This is a genomic window from Amycolatopsis sp. NPDC104819, from assembly GCF_055583145.1.
The window spans coordinates 382,925-398,656 of the sequence record NZ_JBVJON010000004.1 but is presented as its reverse complement, the minus strand read 5'-3'; the positions used below and the strand labels follow the sequence as shown (position 1 = coordinate 398,656).

General features: G+C 72.6%; 20 protein-coding genes. 9 read left to right on the top strand and 11 right to left on the bottom strand.

Translation table 11 applies throughout. The features are described from left to right. Window positions 1–78 precede the first annotated feature (78 nt). Window positions 79–921 carry an arylamine N-acetyltransferase family protein gene (locus ACZ63E_RS14715; protein ID WP_465336422.1) on the top strand — a complete coding sequence of 281 codons (843 nt, stop codon included), beginning with the start codon at window positions 79–81 and terminating at the stop codon, window positions 919–921. Window position 922: 1 nt separating this feature from the next. Here the strand turns inward: ACZ63E_RS14715 and ACZ63E_RS14710 are convergent, their stop codons facing one another. Beyond that, window positions 923–1,630 carry an aspartate/glutamate racemase family protein gene (locus ACZ63E_RS14710; RefSeq protein ID WP_465336421.1) on the bottom strand — a complete coding sequence of 236 codons (708 nt, stop codon included), beginning with the start codon at window positions 1,628–1,630 and terminating at the stop codon, window positions 923–925. Between the two features lie 9 nt (window positions 1,631–1,639). Between ACZ63E_RS14710 and ACZ63E_RS14705 the strand changes: the two genes are divergently transcribed. Then, window positions 1,640–2,467: an MBL fold metallo-hydrolase gene (locus tag ACZ63E_RS14705; RefSeq protein WP_465336420.1), complete on the top strand. Its 828-nt coding sequence runs from the start codon at window positions 1,640–1,642 to the stop codon at window positions 2,465–2,467. 1 nt (window position 2,468) lies between these two features. Here ACZ63E_RS14705 and ACZ63E_RS14700 read toward each other — a convergent pair whose 3' ends face one another. The 6 genes from ACZ63E_RS14700 to clpS form a co-directional block, all read right to left on the bottom strand. After that, a complete protein-coding gene (locus tag ACZ63E_RS14700; protein WP_465312622.1) occupies window positions 2,469–3,419 on the bottom strand; it encodes a PLP-dependent cysteine synthase family protein in 951 nt (316 codons plus the stop codon). Window positions 3,420–3,422: 3 nt separating this feature from the next. Then, on the bottom strand, window positions 3,423–3,695 hold the full coding sequence (locus tag ACZ63E_RS14695) for a MoaD/ThiS family protein (protein WP_086679767.1): 273 nt from the start codon (window positions 3,693–3,695) through the stop codon (window positions 3,423–3,425). A gap of 66 nt (window positions 3,696–3,761) precedes the next feature. Next, complete coding sequence (locus tag ACZ63E_RS14690; protein ID WP_465312623.1) at window positions 3,762–4,169, bottom strand: M67 family metallopeptidase; 408 nt, start codon at window positions 4,167–4,169, stop codon at window positions 3,762–3,764. Between the two features lie 68 nt (window positions 4,170–4,237). Continuing rightward, on the bottom strand, window positions 4,238–5,221 hold the full coding sequence (locus tag ACZ63E_RS14685) for a P1 family peptidase (RefSeq protein WP_465336419.1): 984 nt from the start codon (window positions 5,219–5,221) through the stop codon (window positions 4,238–4,240). After that, entirely contained in the window at window positions 5,218–5,775 is a 558-nt protein-coding gene (locus tag ACZ63E_RS14680; RefSeq protein ID WP_125313000.1) for a DUF2017 domain-containing protein, read from the bottom strand. The genes ACZ63E_RS14685 and ACZ63E_RS14680 overlap by 4 nt, the downstream gene beginning before the upstream one ends. Then, complete coding sequence (clpS, locus tag ACZ63E_RS14675) at window positions 5,772–6,071, bottom strand: ATP-dependent Clp protease adapter ClpS (protein ID WP_465312625.1); 300 nt, start codon at window positions 6,069–6,071, stop codon at window positions 5,772–5,774. The genes ACZ63E_RS14680 and clpS overlap by 4 nt, the downstream gene beginning before the upstream one ends. 73 nt (window positions 6,072–6,144) lie before the next feature. Here clpS and ACZ63E_RS14670 point away from each other — a divergent pair, with 73 nt between their 5' ends. Genes ACZ63E_RS14670 through ACZ63E_RS14660 form a run of 3 tightly spaced genes read left to right on the top strand, consistent with a single transcriptional unit; the run spans window position 6,145 to window position 8,669 of the window. Then, window positions 6,145–7,446, top strand: a complete 1,302-nt coding sequence (locus ACZ63E_RS14670; protein WP_465336418.1) for a nicotinate phosphoribosyltransferase — start codon at window positions 6,145–6,147, stop codon at window positions 7,444–7,446. A 12-nt stretch (window positions 7,447–7,458) separates the two neighbouring features. Beyond that, window positions 7,459–8,028, top strand: a complete 570-nt coding sequence (locus ACZ63E_RS14665) for an isochorismatase family protein (protein WP_465336417.1) — start codon at window positions 7,459–7,461, stop codon at window positions 8,026–8,028. After that, entirely contained in the window at window positions 8,025–8,669 is a 645-nt protein-coding gene (locus ACZ63E_RS14660) for a bifunctional 4-hydroxy-2-oxoglutarate aldolase/2-dehydro-3-deoxy-phosphogluconate aldolase (RefSeq protein ID WP_465336416.1), read from the top strand. The genes ACZ63E_RS14665 and ACZ63E_RS14660 overlap by 4 nt, the downstream gene beginning before the upstream one ends. Here ACZ63E_RS14660 and ACZ63E_RS14655 read toward each other — a convergent pair whose 3' ends face one another. Then, window positions 8,670–9,287 (bottom strand): choice-of-anchor P family protein, encoded by a 618-nt coding sequence (locus tag ACZ63E_RS14655; RefSeq protein ID WP_465336719.1) that lies wholly within the window; start codon window positions 9,285–9,287, stop codon window positions 8,670–8,672. A gap of 206 nt (window positions 9,288–9,493) precedes the next feature. Here ACZ63E_RS14655 and ACZ63E_RS14650 point away from each other — a divergent pair, with 206 nt between their 5' ends. The 4 genes from ACZ63E_RS14650 to ACZ63E_RS14635 all read left to right on the top strand — a co-directional run bounded on the left by ACZ63E_RS14650 (window position 9,494) and on the right by ACZ63E_RS14635 (window position 13,259). Next, entirely contained in the window at window positions 9,494–10,081 is a 588-nt protein-coding gene (locus ACZ63E_RS14650) for a biotin transporter BioY (protein WP_465336415.1), read from the top strand. Between the two features lie 375 nt (window positions 10,082–10,456). Continuing rightward, window positions 10,457–12,508, top strand: coding sequence for an ATP-dependent DNA helicase (locus ACZ63E_RS14645; protein WP_465336414.1), 2,052 nt, complete (start codon window positions 10,457–10,459; stop codon window positions 12,506–12,508). Between the two features lie 159 nt (window positions 12,509–12,667). Then, the gene (locus ACZ63E_RS14640) at window positions 12,668–13,009 is read left to right on the top strand and encodes a hypothetical protein (protein ID WP_465312632.1); all 342 of its coding nucleotides are present in this window, start codon (window positions 12,668–12,670) and stop codon (window positions 13,007–13,009) included. A 1-nt stretch (window position 13,010) separates the two neighbouring features. Then, a complete protein-coding gene (locus ACZ63E_RS14635) occupies window positions 13,011–13,259 on the top strand; it encodes a hypothetical protein (RefSeq protein ID WP_465336413.1) in 249 nt (82 codons plus the stop codon). On the opposite strand, the gene ACZ63E_RS14630 is transcribed toward ACZ63E_RS14635, so the two are convergent. From ACZ63E_RS14630 to serB, 3 genes are read right to left on the bottom strand one after another with little or no spacing between them, the layout of a single operon-like run. After that, window positions 13,256–13,660, bottom strand: coding sequence for an OsmC family protein (locus tag ACZ63E_RS14630; protein ID WP_465336412.1), 405 nt, complete (start codon window positions 13,658–13,660; stop codon window positions 13,256–13,258). The two genes, ACZ63E_RS14635 and ACZ63E_RS14630, sit on opposite strands and share 4 nt — an antisense overlap. Before the next feature lie 16 nt (window positions 13,661–13,676). Beyond that, the gene (locus ACZ63E_RS14625; RefSeq protein ID WP_465336411.1) at window positions 13,677–14,456 is read right to left on the bottom strand and encodes a peptidyl-tRNA hydrolase; all 780 of its coding nucleotides are present in this window, start codon (window positions 14,454–14,456) and stop codon (window positions 13,677–13,679) included. Continuing rightward, window positions 14,453–15,682, bottom strand: coding sequence for a phosphoserine phosphatase SerB (gene serB / locus ACZ63E_RS14620; RefSeq protein WP_465336410.1), 1,230 nt, complete (start codon window positions 15,680–15,682; stop codon window positions 14,453–14,455). Before serB ends, ACZ63E_RS14625 begins: the two co-directional genes overlap by 4 nt. Window positions 15,683–15,732: the final 50 nt, after the last annotated feature.

Here is a 15,732-nt window from a genome sequence, read left to right as displayed (position 1 = left end):
GTCGGTGTTCGGCGGCCCCGCCTCGGGTGAAATCCCTGATCCGGGGTTTTGTCGGTGCCCGTCGCTAGCGTGGCCGGCATGAACGTCACCGGTTACCTGGCGCGGCTCGGCCTCGAAGCGGAGCCGCCGAGCCTGGACGCGCTGCGGCGGCTGCACGCGGCGCACGTCGAGCGCGTGCCGTACGAGGCCTTGGAGATCCAGCTCGAGCGGCCGACGCCGCTGGAGCCGTCGGCGTCGCTGGCGCGGATCCTGCGGGGCCGCGGCGGGTACTGCTACCACCTCAACGGCGCCTTCTCGGCGCTGCTGCGCGAGCTCGGTTACCAGGTCACGCGCCATCTGGGCGGGGTGCAGGGCGAGCCGGGCGTCGCGCCGGACATCGGCCGGAACCACTTGGCGCTGACCGTCGAAGGCCTGCCGGACGAGCCGGAGACGTCGTGGCTGGTCGACACCGGCCTCGGCGACGGCATCCACGAGCCGCTGCCCCTGCGGGAGGGCTCGTACACCCAGGGCCCGCACACCTACCGGCTGCGGCCGTCCGAGGTGGCGCCGGGCGGCTGGCACTTCGACCACGACCCGGCGGGCAGCTTCGTCGGCTTCGACTTCGCGCCCGGCGTCGCGGAGATGACCGACTTCGCGGAGAAGCACGCGTACCTGTCGACGTCCCCGGAGTCCGGGTTCGTCCGGGTCTGCGTCATCCAGCGGCGGGACGCGGCGGGCGTCGACACGCTGCGGGCGCTGACCCTGAACCGCCACGGCGCCAAGGAGCTGGTCGAGACGCCCGAAGCCTGGTGGGCGGCCGCGGCGGACGTCTTCGGCATCACGCCGGACCTGTTCACCGCCGGGGAGCGCGAGCGGCTGTGGCGGAAGGTCGTGGCCCAGCACGAGGTCCACACGAGCGGCGGGCCGGTGGTCGCGGTGTGACTCAAGCGGGCAGCGGAGCCTTGCCGAGCGCGTAGTCGACGGCGGCCTCGGCGTGCAGCCGCGTCGTGGGGAAGGTCGGCACCGGGGCGTCTTCGGGGCCGACCAGCAGCTCGATCTCGGTGCAGCCGTAGATGACTCCCTCGGCGCCCGCCTCGACGAGCCGTGCGATCACGCCGCGGTAGGCGTCCCGGGACTCGGGTTTGACCACGCCGAGCACGAGCTCGTCGTAGATCACGCGATGCACGAGGTCGCGGTCTTCCTCGCCGGGCACGAGCACGTCGAGGCCGTGCGCGGCGAGGCGGTCGCGGTAGAACGGCTGGCTCATGGTGAACCCGGTCCCGAGCAGGCCGACCCGGCCGATCCCGGCGGCCTCGACCGCGGCCGCCGTCGCGTCGGCGAGGTGCAGCAACGGGATGCCCAGGCCGTCGGTCAGCTGGTCGGCGACCTTGTGCATGGTGTTGGTGCAGAGCACCACGAAGTCGGCCCCGGCGGCTTCGAGTGCGCGAGCCGCCCGGTTCAGCTCGGCGCCCGCGTCGTCCCAGCGGCCGTCGGCCTGCATGGCCTCGATCGCGGCGAAGTCGACGGAGTAGAGCACCGTTTGCGCCGAGTGGAACCCGCCGAGCGCGGCTTTCACCCGTTCGTTTACGAGCCGGTAGTACTCGGCCGAAGATTCCCAGCTCATCCCGCCGAGCAGCCCGATGACCTTCATGCTGACAGCATGCCCGAACTGCGCACGACGTTCGCCGGGGTCTCGAACGTGCTGGTCACCGACGGCCGCTCCGCCGTGCTGGTCGACGGCTTCTTCTCGCGGCCGTCCCTGCTGAAGCTGGCGACCCGCGTGGCGCCGGACCGCGGCCGGATCAAGGAGGCCCTGCGCCGCCTCGGCGTCACGAAGCTCGACGCCGTCGTGGTGGCGCACTCGCACGTCGACCACGTGCTCGACGCGCCGGTCGTCGCCGAGCTGACCGGCGCCACGCTGGCCGGCTCGCCGTCGACCCGGAAAGTCCAGGAGGGGTACGGCCTGGCCGCCGAGCCGTTCGAGGAGCTGGTGCCGGGCAAGCCCGTCGAGTTCGGCGCCTTCACCGTGACCCCGGTCGAAGCCGAGCACAGCGCCGGTGACCGCTACCCGGGCGAGATCACCGAGCCCGTCCGGCCACCGGCGAAGACCGGCGCGTTCAAGACCGGCCGGTGCTACTCGTTCCACTTCGCGCACGCGGCGGGCAGCGTCCTGGTCCACGCGTCCGCGAACTTCGTGCCCGGCGCACTGGCCGGCTACACCGCGGACGTCGTCTACCTGGGCGCCGGAGCCGCCGGAAAGCAGACCGAGGAATGGCGCGAGGAGTACTGGCGGGAGACGGTCGGCGCGCTCGGCCCGCGCAAGGTCCGGCCGATCCACTGGGACGCCTTCTGGCGCCCGCTGTCGAAGCCGCTCAAGCTGCTGCCGAAGCTGGTCGACGACCTGGGCACGACCATGGCCACCTTCCAGCGGCTGGCCGAGGCCGACGGCGTCGACCTCGCCCTGCCCGAGCTGTGGAAGGCGGAGTGACTCAGGCCCAGAGCTGCCCGTCGAGCCGCTCGGCGGCCTCGTCGAGCGAGCCGGAGTAAGCCCCGGTCGAGAGGTACTTCCATCCGGCGTCCGCGACGACGAAGGCGACGTCGGCGGGCTTGCCGGCCGCCGCGGCCTTCTCCGCGACGGCGAGCGCCGCGTGCAGCACCGCGCCCGTCGAGATGCCCGCGAAGATGCCTTCGTGCTCCAGCAGCTCCCGCGTCCGGCGCAGCGCGTCGTACGCGCCGACGGAGTACCGGCCGTTGAGCACGCTGGCGTCGTACAGCTCCGGCACGAACCCCTCGTCGAGGTTGCGCAGGCCGTACACCAGCTCGCCGTAGCGCGGCTCGGCCGCGATGATCTGGACGTCCGGCTTCGCCTCGTGCAGGTACCGGCCGCAGCCGACGAGCGTCCCGGTCGTGCCGAGGCCGCCGACGAAGTGCGTCAGCGTCGGCAGGTCCTTGAGCAGCTCGGGGCCGGTGCCGCGGTAGTGCGCGTCGGCGTTGGCCGGGTTGCCGTACTGGTAGAGCATCACCCATTCCGGGTTCGCCTCCGCCAGCTCCTTCGCCCGCCGGACGGCCTCGTTCGAGCCGCCCGCGGCCGGGGAGAACACGATCCGCGCGCCGTAGGCCTGCAGCAGCTGCTTGCGCTCGGTCGAGGTGTTCTCCGGCATCACGCAGACCAGCCCGTAGCCCTTGAGCTTGGCGGCCATGGCCAGCGAGATGCCGGTGTTGCCCGACGTCGGCTCCAGGATCGTGGAGCCGCGCCGCAGCCTTCCCTCACGCTCGGCGGCTTCGATCATGGCCAGCGCGGGGCGGTCCTTGATCGAGCCGGTCGGGTTGCGGTCCTCCAGCTTCGCCCACAGGCGCACGTCGTGCGTGGGCGAGAGCCGGGGCAGCCCGACCAGCGGGGTGCCGCCGAGCGCGTCGAGCAGGGACTCGAAGCGAGCCATCGATCAGCCACCGGCCACGGCGGGGAGGATGGTCAGCGTGTCGCCGTCCTTGACCTCGGCCTCGAGCCCGCCGGCGAAGCGCACGTCCTCGTCGTTGACGTAGACGTTGATGAAGCGGTGCAGCTTCTCTTCCTTCACCAGGCGGCCCTTGATGCCGGCGTGCCGGGACTCGACGTCGTCGATGACCTCGAGCACGGTCGCGCCCTTCGCCTCGACGGACTTCTCGCCGCCGGTGTGGGTGCGCAGGATCGTCGGGATGGAGACGGTCACGGCCATGGGTTCTTACCTCCGGTGGGTTCCTACACGCAGACGCCGGTGGCGCGCGGTTTGTTCCGAGACGGCTCAGCCGACGATCTCGACCGGCTCCTCGGTGATCTCGGCGTCCACGATCCGGTACGAGCGGAATTCGTGCACTTCGGGGTCCCGGGTCGACACGAGCACGTAGTGCGCGCCGGGCTCGGCCGCGATCGACGCGTCGGTCCGCGACGGGTACGCCTCGGTCGCGGTGTGCGAGTGGTAGATGACCACCGGCTCTTCGTCGTTCGCGTCGAGCTCGCGGTAGAGCTTCAGCAGGTCACCGGAATCGAACTCGTAGAACGTCGGCGACCGCGCGGCGTTGAGCATCGGGATGAACCGTTCCGGCGAGTCACTGCCCTCGGGCCCGGCGATCACCCCGCAAGCTTCGTCGGGGTGGTCACGGCGGGCGTGGGCGACGATCTCGTCGACGAGTTCACGGCGAATCCGGAGCACACCGACATCTTAGGTGGTGGACGGGAACAATCCATATCGTGAGATGCTGTGCTGCGGCGCACACCGGCTCAGCCGAAGGCCTCCGGCCAGACGTCCCGGTAGGCCGGCACCCCGCCCGCGGTGGTCGCCGCCAGCAGGCCGTGCACCATCGCCCGCGCGAACACCCGGGCGGCCGCCGCGCACAGCGTGTCCAGCGCCGCAGGCCGGGCCGCCGCGCCGAACGGGCCGCTCGCGTCCGGCAGCTCGTGCGCGCCCGTGGCCAGCGCGAACACCGTGTCGCCGTCGAACATCGAGTGCGCCGGGCGGACCGCGCGGGCGAGCCCGTCCTGCGCCGCGACGGCGATCCGCCGCGCCTCGGCCTTCGACAGCGCCGCGTCGACCGCGACCACGCCGATCGTCGTGTTCAGGTCCGTCCGCTTCGACGGCAGGTCCGCGGGCCGCGAGGGCCAGGTGACGCCGAAGTCGCCGTGGTCGGCGGCGTACGCGCGGCCGGTCGAGAGGTCGACGGCTTCCCCGGCCGCGTTGACCGCCGCCAGCGCGCCCACGGTGAACTCGCCCACCACTTCGCTCGCCGTGCCGATGCCGCCCTTCAGCGACCCGACGGCGGCGCCCGCACCCGCCCCGACCGTGCCCTGCGCGACCGGGCCCGGAGCGGCCGCCTCGCAGGCCGCGTAGCCGAAGGCCGCGTCGGGCCGGTTGCCCCACTCGCTGCGCGGGAGGTCGAACAGCACCGCCGCGGGCACGATCGGCACGACCTCGTGCGGCTGCGCCCCGACGGGGAACCCGAGGTTGCGCTCCGCCAGCCACCGCATGACGCCGTCGGCCGCGGCCAGGCCGTACGCGCTTCCGCCCGAGAGGCAGACGGCGTTGACCCGCTGCACCAGGTTCTCCGGCTCGAGCAGGTTCGTCTCGCGGGTGCCGGGCGCGCCACCGCGCTGGTCGACGGCCCCGACCGCGCCATCCGGCACCAGGACCACCGTCGTCCCGGTCGCCCAGCCGTCACCGATCCGCTCGTGGTGCCCGACGAGCACCCCGGCGACGTCGGTGATCATCCGGTCAGCGCCTGGATCAGCGTCTCCTGCACCCAGGTCAGCCAGTGGTAGACGCCCAGGTGGGGCGCCCGCGGGTCGTCCTCGGGCAGCTCGTCCGGCATGTCTTCGGTGACGTCGAGGGCGGTGCCCAGCGCCAGCCGGACGTCGTTGAGCGCGCCCAGCCAGGCGTCGGCCTGCTCCTCGGTCAGCCGGACGTGGCCGCCGTCGCGGGGCAGCGTGTCGAGCACGATCTTGGCCACGCCGACCTTGATGTCGAGCAGCTCCGGCTCGTGCAGCGAACGCATCGCCGACGCGGAGTCGAGGTCCTCGCGGGTCGGGTTGTCCGGGTCGAGCTTGTGGAAGTCCGGCAGCAGCCGCGAGAGCACCGGGTCGTCCGGGGACTCGGTGGGCCCGGTCCGGATGCCGGTCAGCTCGGCGAGCTCGTCCTGCGGCGCCTCTTCTGCGCGCGCGGTGAGCATGTCCTCGAGCTGGCTGACCAGGCCGCGCAGCACGGCGGCCTCCTGCTGCTCGAAGCCCGCGTGGATGACCGCGCCCTTGCGCCGCCAGCCGTTCACGAAGGCTGCTCCATGGTGGCCCACAGGCCCGCCGCGTGGAGTTTCGCCACGTCCGTCTCCACCTTCTCCTTGCTGCCCGACGACACGATCGCCTTGCCCTTGTGGTGCACGTCCATCATCAGCTTGGTGGCGTGGTCGCGGCTGTAGCCGAACAGCTTCTGGAAGACGTACGTCACGTACGACATCAGGTTCACCGGGTCGTTCCAGACCACGGTCCGCCAGGGGGTGTCCGACTCCGCGACCTCGGCCCCGGCCGGTTCGACCTGCGTCTGTTCGGATGCGACAGGCGTGGACATGCACCCATGGTGTCACGGGGGTGACGGGGTATGCCGCGCCAGGTCCGGCCATGTGGGTGAATAGGCTGACCACATGGGTTCACCGGAGCCGGCCACGGCCAGCACTGCGCTGCTCACCGACCACTACGAGCTGACCATGCTGGGCAGCGCGCTCGCCGACGGGACGCACGCGCGCCCCTGCGTGTTCGAGGTGTTCGCCCGGCGCCTGCCGGACGGGCGCCGCTACGGCGTCGTCGCCGGCACCGCCCGCGTCCTGGACGCGATCGCGGACTTCCGCTTCACCGACGCCGAGCTGGCGCAGCTGGAGGCGACCGCCGTCGTCGACGACGCGACGCTGGCCTGGCTCGCGGACTACGAGTTCGCCGGTGACCTCGACGGTTACCCGGAGGGTGAGCTGTACTTCCCCGGCTCGCCGATCCTCACCGTCACCGGCTCGTTCGCCGAGTGCGTGCTGCTGGAGACGCTGGTGCTGTCGATCCTCAACCACGACAGCGCCATCGCGTCGGCGGCGGCCCGGATGTCCGGCGCCGCGCACGGCCGGCCGATCATCGAGATGGGCGGGCGCCGCACGCACGAGTACGCCGCCGTCGCCGCCGCGCGCGCCGCCTACCTGGCCGGCTTCGCGACGACGTCCAACCTCGAAGCCGGCCGCCGCTACGGCATCCCGACCCGCGGCACCGTCGCGCACGCCTTCATGCTCCTGCACGACAGCGAGGAGGAGGCCTTCCGCGCGCAGGTGAGCAAGATGGGCTCCGACACGACGCTGCTGGTCGACACCTACGACATCACCGCCGGGATCGAGAGCGCCGTCCGCGCCGCCGGGCCGGAGCTGGGCGCGATCCGGATCGACTCCGGCGACGTCGGCCCGCTCGCCCGCCGCGCGCGTGAGCAGCTGGACTCCCTCGGCGCCAAGGACACCCGGATCGTCGTCTCCGGCGACCTCGACGAGCACGCCATCGCGGCGCTGCGCGCGGAGCCGGTGGACGCGTACGGCGTCGGCACCTCGGTGGTCACCGGGTCCGGCGCGCCGACCGCCGGGATGGTCTACAAGCTGGTCGAGGTGGACGGCAAGCCGGTCGCCAAGCGGAGCGCGCACAAGGAGTCCCGCGGCGGCCGGAAGTCCGCGCTGCGGCGTCACCGCGGCACCGGCACGGCGGTCGAGGAGGTCGTCTGGACCACGGCGGGCGGCGCGCCCGAGCCCCAGCCGAACGACCGGCCGCTGCAGATCCCGCTGATCCGCGCCGGCCGCGCGGAGGCGGACCTGCCTACGCTCGACGACGCGCGGCAACGGCTGCGCCACGGCCTGGTCAGCCTGCCGTGGGAGGGCCTGAAGCTCTCGCACGGCGACCCGGCGATCCCGACCCTCTTCCTCTGACAGGAGGTCACCATGGCAACCGCGCTGATCGTGGTGGACGTGCAGAACGACTTCTGCGAAGGCGGCTCGCTGGCTGTCGCGGGCGGCGCGGCGGCCGCGGAGACGATCTCCGCGCTGAGCGCCACCGGCGGCTACTCGCACGTCGTCGCCACCCGGGACCACCACATCGACCCGGGCGCCCACTTCAGCGACACCCCGGACTTCAAGGAGAGCTGGCCGCCGCACTGCGTCGCCGGCACGCCCGGGGCGTCGTTCCACCCCGCGCTCGACGTCGTCCCGATCGGCGAGGTGTTCTCCAAGGGCGAGTACAGCGCGGCCTACTCGGGCTTCGAAGGCGCGTCCCGGAGCGGGCAGTCCCTGGAGGCCTGGCTGCGCGAACACGACGTGACCGACGTCGACGTCGTCGGCATCGCGACCGACTACTGCGTGCGGGCGACGGCGCTGGACGCGGCCCGCGCCGGGTTCGGCGTGCGCGTCCTGCTCGACCACACCGCCGGGATCGCGCGGGCTTCGGTCGACAGCGCGCTGCGGGACTTCGACGAAGCCGGCGTCACGCACACCGGAACGGCGCACGTCGCGTGAAGGACCTGAAAGCCCTTCTGGCCGAGCACCGGCTGGTCGCGATCCTGCGCGCGGCGGACGCGTCGCGGTTCGCCGACGCCGCGATGGTGCTGCACGCGGCGGGCATCCGCCTGCTCGAAGCGACGCTGACGACCCCGGGCGCGCCGGCGGCCATCACCGCGCTGCGTCTCGCACTCGGGGCCGACGCGCTGATCGGCGCCGGCAGCGTCCGCGAACCGTCCGATGTGGACGTCGCGGTCGACGCGGGCGCCGCGTACCTGATCACGCCGACGGTCAACCCGGCGGTCCTGGAGCGCGCGGCGGCGCTGGACACCCCGGTGGTCTGCGGCGCGCTGACGCCGACGGAGATCGACCAGGCCTGGCGGCTCGGCGCGGCCGCGGTGAAGGTGTTCCCGGTCGCGGCCGTCGGCGGGATCGCGTACCTGCGCGCGGTGCGGGCGCCGCTGCCGGACGTCCCGCTGGTGCCGACCGGCGGTGTCCACCTGGCCGACGTCGAGGGCTACCTGCGCTCGGGCGCGATCGCGGTGGCGGCGGCGACCCCGCTGCTCGGCGACGCGCTGACCTCGGGCGGCAGCCTGCCGGACCTGGCCACGCGGGCCGGCGAGTTCGTCGCCGCCGCGAGCCGCTTCGCGACCGCGTAGCTACTTCTTGCCGTAGGGGTCGCAGGCGGCCGTGCCCAGGTAGATGTCCCCGCTGGCCGGGCCGCCCTGCGGGAACAGCTTGATGTGCACGGCGTGGGTCACGAGGCTGCCGTCCGGCGGCTGGGGCGTCACGGTCTCGTTGAGGATCACCGTCGCGAGCGCCGTCCCGGCCGGGCCGCCCGGGATGACGATCCGGTCGTTCGCGGGGATCTCCGCGGGCACGGTGATGCCGGTGACCGCGCCGATCGAGACCTCACCGCCGCTGCCGGTGGCGTTCGTGGCGCACTTCGCGGAGTAGGTGCGCACGGTGAGCACCGGGCCGCCGTAGCGCTTGAGCACGCTGGCTTCGAAGCGGTGCCCGGACGCCTGCGCGACCGAGACGGCGCCCGAGCGCCCGCACCCGCTCTCCCCGAGGCCGAACGCGGCGACGTCCCCGGTCACCCCGCCCGGCGTCCGCGCGCTCAGCGGGCCGTCGACGGTGCATTTGGCCAGCTCACCGGTCATGACGTGCTCGTTGTCGATCATCACGTCCAGTGAGCCCGAAGACGCCCATCCGGTGGACGTCCCGGGGGTCGCCGCGGCGAGGAGCGGCACGGTCAGTGCGGTCACCGCCAGCAACCGGAATGTCCTCTTCCTGGCGTTTCGCATGCACCGGCCTCCTCAGTTTCGTGACTGTTCGTAGTTACCCCTTTCGTCATCGGCAGCCCCGGGCCGCGCCCTGATCGGGTCCACCCGGTCGGGTGGCCGGTGAGGAACGCAACTTCCGGCTTTTTCCTGGGGTAACGAGCGTTAACCTCGGGCGTCCGCTCACCCAGGGAGGTTTTGTGTCTTCGCTGTCCTTCGCCGGCAGGCGGCCCGTGCTGGCCGACCTCGTGCCCGGTTCGCTCGTCCGGGACATCGCGCTGGTCGCCGGCGGCGCCGTGCTCACCGGAGCCGCCGCGCAGCTGACGATCCCGGTGCCGGGCAGCCCGGTGCCGATGACCGGCCAGACGTTCGCGGCGTTGCTCGTGGGCGCGTCGCTCGGCATGTCGCGCGGCGCCGCGTCGATGCTGGTGTACCTGCTCGTCGGCGCGGCGGGCGTGCCGTGGTTCCAGCACGGCACCGCGGGTCTGTCCGGCGCGAGCGCGGGGTACATCGTCGGGTTCGTCTTCGCCGGCGCACTGGTCGGCGCCCTCGCCGGCCGCGGCGGCGACCGGACCCCGCTGCGCACGGCGGGCACGATGGTGCTCGGCAACATGGTGATCTACGCGTTCGGCGTGCCATGGCTGATGGCCTCGACCGGCTTCGACCTCTCGACGGCGTTCGCCAAGGGCGTGACCCCGTTCCTGGTGGGCGACGCGATCAAGATCATCGTGGCGGCGGGGCTGCTGCCGCTGACCTGGAAGCTGGTCTCGGGCCGCACCGAGGAGTGAGGTACCGGGCGTTCTCGCCTCTGTTGGGCTCGAAGGGGACTTCTCCGCGACTGTCGCGGGGAGGTCCCCTTCGCCCTTGACTGCAGGCTGATCTTTGCGGCCTCATCCCACGCCGCCCCTCTTCTCCACGCCCAGCCCACTTCGCCGCATGCGCCACCCACCGCCTCCTCGCACGCCACCCCCTTCGCCGCGCCCAGCCCAGTCAGCCACGCGCCCGGCCTCATCACCGCAGGCCACCTTCACCGACCTCCCCCGCCCCGCGCCCGGCGAGCGTCCGCCGCCATCCAGGCCCGCCCCAACCCTCCCCGAGCGGCGCGAGTGGCCCGTTCGCGACGGATCACCGATCCTGTCGGGCCCGGCGGCTAATGTGTCGCTGTGCCCGCTCGAACTGATTTCCCCGGCGTCCTCGAACTCCTCACCCACGCGGTGGAGTCCGTCGGCGGCGCCGAGCGCCCGGGGCAGGTCGAGATGGCCGACGCGGTCGGCCGCGCCATCCGCACCGGTGAGCACCTGGCCGTGCAGGCCGGCACCGGCACCGGCAAGTCCTTGGCCTACCTCGTGCCCGCGATCCGCCACGCCGTCGAAAAGGAGGCCACGGTCGTGGTCTCCACGGCCACGATCGCGCTGCAGCGCCAGCTCGTCGACCGCGACCTGCCGCGCCTCGCGAAGGCGCTGAAGAAGCCGCTCGGCCGCGAACCGACCTTCGCGATCCTCAAGGGCCGTCGCAACTACATGTGCTTGCACCGGCTGGACTCCGGCGCGCCGGACGAGCCGGAGGACGCCCAGCTCTTCGACCCGTTCGCGGTGTCGCGCCTCGGCAAGGAGGTCACGCGGCTGCGGGAGTGGGCGTCGGACACTGAAAACGGCGACCGCGACGAGCTCGTCCCGGGTGTCACCGACCAGGCGTGGCGCCAGGTATCGGTGACGGCGAAGGAATGTCTCGGCGCTTCGCGCTGCCCGATCGGCACGGACTGCTTCGCCGAGAAGGCCCGCGCCGAGGCCGGCCGCGCCGACGTCATCATCACCAACCACGCACTGCTGGCCATCGACGCGTTGCAGGGCTACCAGGTGCTGCCGGACCACGACGTCGTGATCATCGACGAGGCCCACGACCTCGTCGACCGGGTGACCTCGGTCGCCACGGGCGAGCTGACCAGCGCGATGTGCGCGGCCGCCGCCCGGCGCTGCGGCAAGCTGATCGACGCCGACGTCGCCGACGGCCTGCTGGAGGCGGGTGACGGCCTGGCGCTGATCGTCGACGACCTGCCCGCGGGCCGGATGGACGCGCTGCCGCAGCCGTTGAAGGGCGCCATCCCGGCGGTCCGCGACGCCGCGCACCGCTGCATCACGGCGCTGGGCTCGGACCGCAAGGAAGACGTCGAAGGGGCCACCGCGCGCAAGCTGGCGCGTTCGCTGCTCGACGAGGTGCACGACACCGCGGTCCGCCTGCTGGAGGCGTTCGACGACGACCAGGCGCACCAGCGTGACGTCGTCTGGCTCTCCGGGGACAAGTACTCGTCGAACCCGCGGCCGCCGGCGCTGAAGGTCGCGCCGCTGGGCGTCGCCGGGCTGCTGCGCGAGCGGGTGTTCAACCAGCACACGACGATCCTGACGTCGGCGACGCTGACCCTGGGCGGCACGTTCGACACGATGGCGCGCCAGTGGGGGCTCCCGCCGGCCGCGGCGCGCGTGGAGCAGGCGCCGGGCGCCGCGACGGAGAAGGAAGTCCCAGCGGACGTCGACTCCGGCCCGAAGTGGACCGGCCTGGACGTCGGCTCGCCGTTCGACCACAAGCGCAACGGGATCCTCTACCTGGCCAAGCACCTGCCGCCGCCGGGCCGCGACGGCCTCGCGTCGTCCACAATGGACGAACTGGCCGAGCTGGTCGAGGCCGCGGGCGGGCGCACACTGGGCCTGTTCTCCTCGATGCGCGCGGCCAAGCAGGCCGCCGAGGAGATGCGCGGACGGCTCGACTTCCCGATCCTCTGTCAGGGCGAGGACGCGACGTCGCTGCTGGTCCAGAAGTTCTCCGAAGACGTCCGCACGTGCCTGTTCGGCACGCTCAGCCTGTGGCAGGGCGTCGACGTGCCCGGGCCGTCGCTGCAGCTCGTGGTGGTCGACCGGATCCCGTTCCCGCGCCCGGACGACCCGGTGTCCTCGGCGCGCCAGCGCGCGGTGGAAGCCCGCGGCGGCAACGGCTTCCTCACCGTGGCGGCGACGCACGCGGCGCTGCTGCTGGCGCAGGGCACCGGCCGGCTGCACCGGTCGGTCACCGACCGCGGGGTGGTCGCGGTGCTGGATTCGCGGCTGGCGAACGCCCGCTACGGCGGATTCCTCCGTGCGTCCCTGCCGCCGTTCTGGCCGACGATGGATCCGAAGGTGGCGCGTGACGCCCTGCGCCGGCTGGACGCAGCCGCGCCCGCGTGACGCGGTCCACAACACCGACCGGTACGGTGAAGCAACCCAAGTCCTGATCCGACCCGAAGCAGGCCCGCCCTCACGCAGGACGTAACCGCCGCTGCGAAGTCGTTCGGCCGTCGCTGAGGTCGGATCAGGACGAGCGGCACAGCAACAAGGGAGCACCGGTTGAGCCAGGATTCCTCCAGCGCCCAGTCCCGGACCGTCAGCGTCGACGACACCGGCGTGCGACGGCGGCTCGCGGACGGCAGCGAAGAGGCCGTCACGTGGTCCGACCTGTCGTCGGTGATGGTGCGGGTGATCCCGGACGGCCCGTGGAACGAAGACGTCTTCTTCATGCTGGTGGGCACCGACGGCAAGGGCACGGCGATCCCCAGCGGTGACCCGGCGGCCGACGCGCTGATCGAGCGCCTGCAGGCGCTTCCGGGCTTCGACAACGAGAAGTTCATCGAAGCCATGACCACGGACGCCGACCAGGCCTACGTGGTCTGGGAATCCAGCGAGAACTGAGATGCGCTGTCCCGTCTGCGGCGCCGAAGGCAGCCTGAGCCCGCTCGGCAAGCTGGTCAGCACCACCTCGCACGGGGGCAGCCCGGAACTGCGCTTCAAGCGGCGGAACGCCATCCACGCCGAGCCGACGTTCACCGCCAAGCTGGCGCGGGCGTGCAGCAAATGCGGGGTCCTGCTGCCGTTCCTGGACTTCCAGCAGCGCAGCACGCTCGCCACCGCGATGGACGAGCTGATCCCGTACGACCGCTAGGCCTCCGGGAAGCTCTCCGTCACCGGGATCCCCTTCTTGAGCGTCCGGCTCACCGTGCAGAGCCGCTCGATCGCCCGGTCCACCGCGCCGGCCAGCGCTTCCCGCTGATCCTCCGCCAGTGTCGACACGTCGACATCGAAGGCGACGTGGACCGCGTCCAGCTCCGAAGCTCCCTCACGCCGGTCAGCGGTGACGGCGACGCGGAACTTCGCGTCTTCGCCGACCCGCCGGGTGATCAGCTCTTCGGCCGTCACCGCGCTGCAGCCCGCGGCCGCGATCTGCAGCAGCTCCGCGGGTGAGAACGCCCCTTCGGCGCCCGTGCGGCCCAAGCGGACCTCGGCGCCCCGCTCGTTGCGGCCGACGAAGGAGTGCTGCCCGTCGCGCTGTACTTCGAGTCCCATGCCCGCTCCAACCGGCTCAGGAAGCTGCTTGTTCCGGCTCCCACTGGGCAAGAATCGTGAGGGTGCCGGGGTCGACCTCGGTGAACCCCGCGTCCCGCACGGCGACCACGCGGTCGCGCCGCCACGCGCCTTCGGGATCGTCGCCGGGGTGCAGCTCCTTCCACCGCGCCTCGCTCGCCGTGCGCACCGCCGTCCGGTAACCCCGCTCGGCCCAGGCGGCCCGCTCGGCGTCGCCCAGCAGCGCGGCGAGGATCATCGTGGCGTGCCCGACCTGGGCGGCGGCCTTGCCGACGGTCATCGGCGTGTGCGGGTTGAGCAGGAGCAGCGGCACGCCGGCCGGGACCGGGCCCGGCTCGTCCGGCGGCAGCTCGCTGCCCGAGATCTGCAGCCGCGCGATCTCCTTGGGCGTCTCGGTGACCAGGCCGGGCACCAGGGCCCGCGCCTCGGCGCCGTCGACCTCGACGGTGATGCCGGGGAAGTCCTGGGCCGCAGCCCAGTGCGCGCCCCGCGCGCGGCGGGCGACCTTCCGGATCCGGTTGTCGAGCCACGCGTGCATCGGCTCGGCCCACTCCCCGCCGGGCTCGGCGCGCTCGTCGAGGCAGACGGCGAGCGCGGCCGCCGCCGCGGCCTCCAGCAGGGCGGTGCGGGCCGGCGGCTCGGCGCGTTCGATGCGCAGGATCACCGGCATCGCCCGGACTTCCTCCGGGAGCTCGTCGGAGGTGTCCGACGTGTCTTCGGCCGGAAGCCCCAGCCAGTAGGCGTACCGGGCGCCCAGCGGGTCGAGAACGCTGCTCATGGACGCAGCAGCTCGAGGCCGTCGGCGGCGTCGGCCGCTTCGACCTCGCCCCGGGTCAAGCCGAGCACGAACAGCACGGCGTCGAGGTACGGGTGCGACAACGCGGTGTCGGCCACCTCGCGCAGCGCGGGCTTGGCGTTGAACGCGACGCCCATGCCGGCCGCCGAAAGCATGTCGATGTCGTTGGCGCCGTCCCCGACCGCGACGCACTGCTCGAGCGGGATGTCGTACTCGCCGGCGAAGCGGCGAAGCACCTTCGCCTTGCCTGCGCGGTCGACGATCTCACCGACCACCTTGCCGGTCAGCTTGCCGTCGACGATCTCGAGCTCGTTCGCCGCCGCGAAGTCCAGGCCGAGGTCCTCGACCAGGCTGCCGATGACCTGCGTGAACCCGCCGGACACCACCCCGGTCTTGAAACCCATCCGCTTGAGCGTGCGGATGGTCGTGCGCGCTCCCGGCGTCAGCTCGATCGACGCGGCGACCTCGTCGATCGCCGTCGCGGGCAGGCCCTCCAGCAGCGCGACCCGCTGCTCCAGCGACTCGGTGAAGTTCAGCTCGCCACGCATGGCCGCCTCGGTGATCTCGCGGATCTCCGGCTCGACCCCGGCGTGCGCGCCCAGCATCTCGATGACCTCACCCTGGATCAGGGTCGAGTCGACGTCGAAGACGACCATCCGCTTCGCGCGCCGGGTGATCCCGGCCCGCTCGACGGCGATGTCGATCCCGGCCTCGACGGCGGCGTCGGCGAGCTCCGAGCGCAGGGCGGCGTCCGCTTCCGGCGTGTCCTGCTCGACCGAGACGTACAGCTCCAGGCCGGTCACCGGGTAGTCGGCGACACTGCGGATCGCGTCGATGTTGGCGCCGAGCGACGCCAGCCGGCGCGCGACCTCGGAAAAACCCCGCGCGGTGACCGGGCGGCCCAGCACGACCAGCACGTGGGTGGAGTCGCGGCGGCCGAGCGCGAACGGGTCGTCCCCGATGGCCGCCCCGATGGTGACGTCGACCTGCATGCCGACCGACGCCATCGCCTGCTCGACCGACTCCTGCAGGCCCTCCGGGTCGCGGTAGACCCCGGCGAGCACCCCGAGCACGAGCCGCCCGCGGATGACGACCTGCTCGACGTCGAGCACGTCGACGTCGTGCCGGGTCAGCACGGCGAACAGCACGGACGAGACACCGGGCTTGTCGGGGCCGGTCGTCGTGATCAGGACGGGCGTCTGGCTCACTGGTCATCCCTCGTTCGGCAACGCTGCACGGTCAGTCTGCCGGTCCGGAC

Excerpts from the sequence above, each read along its gene's own strand:
- ACZ63E_RS14715 (WP_465336422.1), top strand. The coding sequence starts at position 79 with ATGAACGTCACCGGTTACCTGGCGCGGCTCGGCCTCGAAGCGGAGCCG.
- ACZ63E_RS14710 (WP_465336421.1), bottom strand. The coding sequence starts at position 1,630 with ATGAAGGTCATCGGGCTGCTCGGCGGGATGAGCTGGGAATCTTCGGCC.
- ACZ63E_RS14705 (WP_465336420.1), top strand. The coding sequence starts at position 1,640 with ATGCCCGAACTGCGCACGACGTTCGCCGGGGTCTCGAACGTGCTGGTC.
- ACZ63E_RS14700 (WP_465312622.1), bottom strand. The coding sequence starts at position 3,419 with ATGGCTCGCTTCGAGTCCCTGCTCGACGCGCTCGGCGGCACCCCGCTG.
- ACZ63E_RS14695 (WP_086679767.1), bottom strand. The coding sequence starts at position 3,695 with ATGGCCGTGACCGTCTCCATCCCGACGATCCTGCGCACCCACACCGGC.
- ACZ63E_RS14685 (WP_465336419.1), bottom strand. The coding sequence starts at position 5,221 with ATGATCACCGACGTCGCCGGGGTGCTCGTCGGGCACCACGAGCGGATC.
- clpS (WP_465312625.1), bottom strand. The coding sequence starts at position 6,071 with ATGTCCACGCCTGTCGCATCCGAACAGACGCAGGTCGAACCGGCCGGG.
- ACZ63E_RS14670 (WP_465336418.1), top strand. The coding sequence starts at position 6,145 with ATGGGTTCACCGGAGCCGGCCACGGCCAGCACTGCGCTGCTCACCGAC.
- ACZ63E_RS14665 (WP_465336417.1), top strand. The coding sequence starts at position 7,459 with ATGGCAACCGCGCTGATCGTGGTGGACGTGCAGAACGACTTCTGCGAA.
- ACZ63E_RS14635 (WP_465336413.1), top strand. The coding sequence starts at position 13,011 with ATGCGCTGTCCCGTCTGCGGCGCCGAAGGCAGCCTGAGCCCGCTCGGC.
- ACZ63E_RS14630 (WP_465336412.1), bottom strand. The coding sequence starts at position 13,660 with ATGGGACTCGAAGTACAGCGCGACGGGCAGCACTCCTTCGTCGGCCGC.
- ACZ63E_RS14625 (WP_465336411.1), bottom strand. The coding sequence starts at position 14,456 with ATGAGCAGCGTTCTCGACCCGCTGGGCGCCCGGTACGCCTACTGGCTG.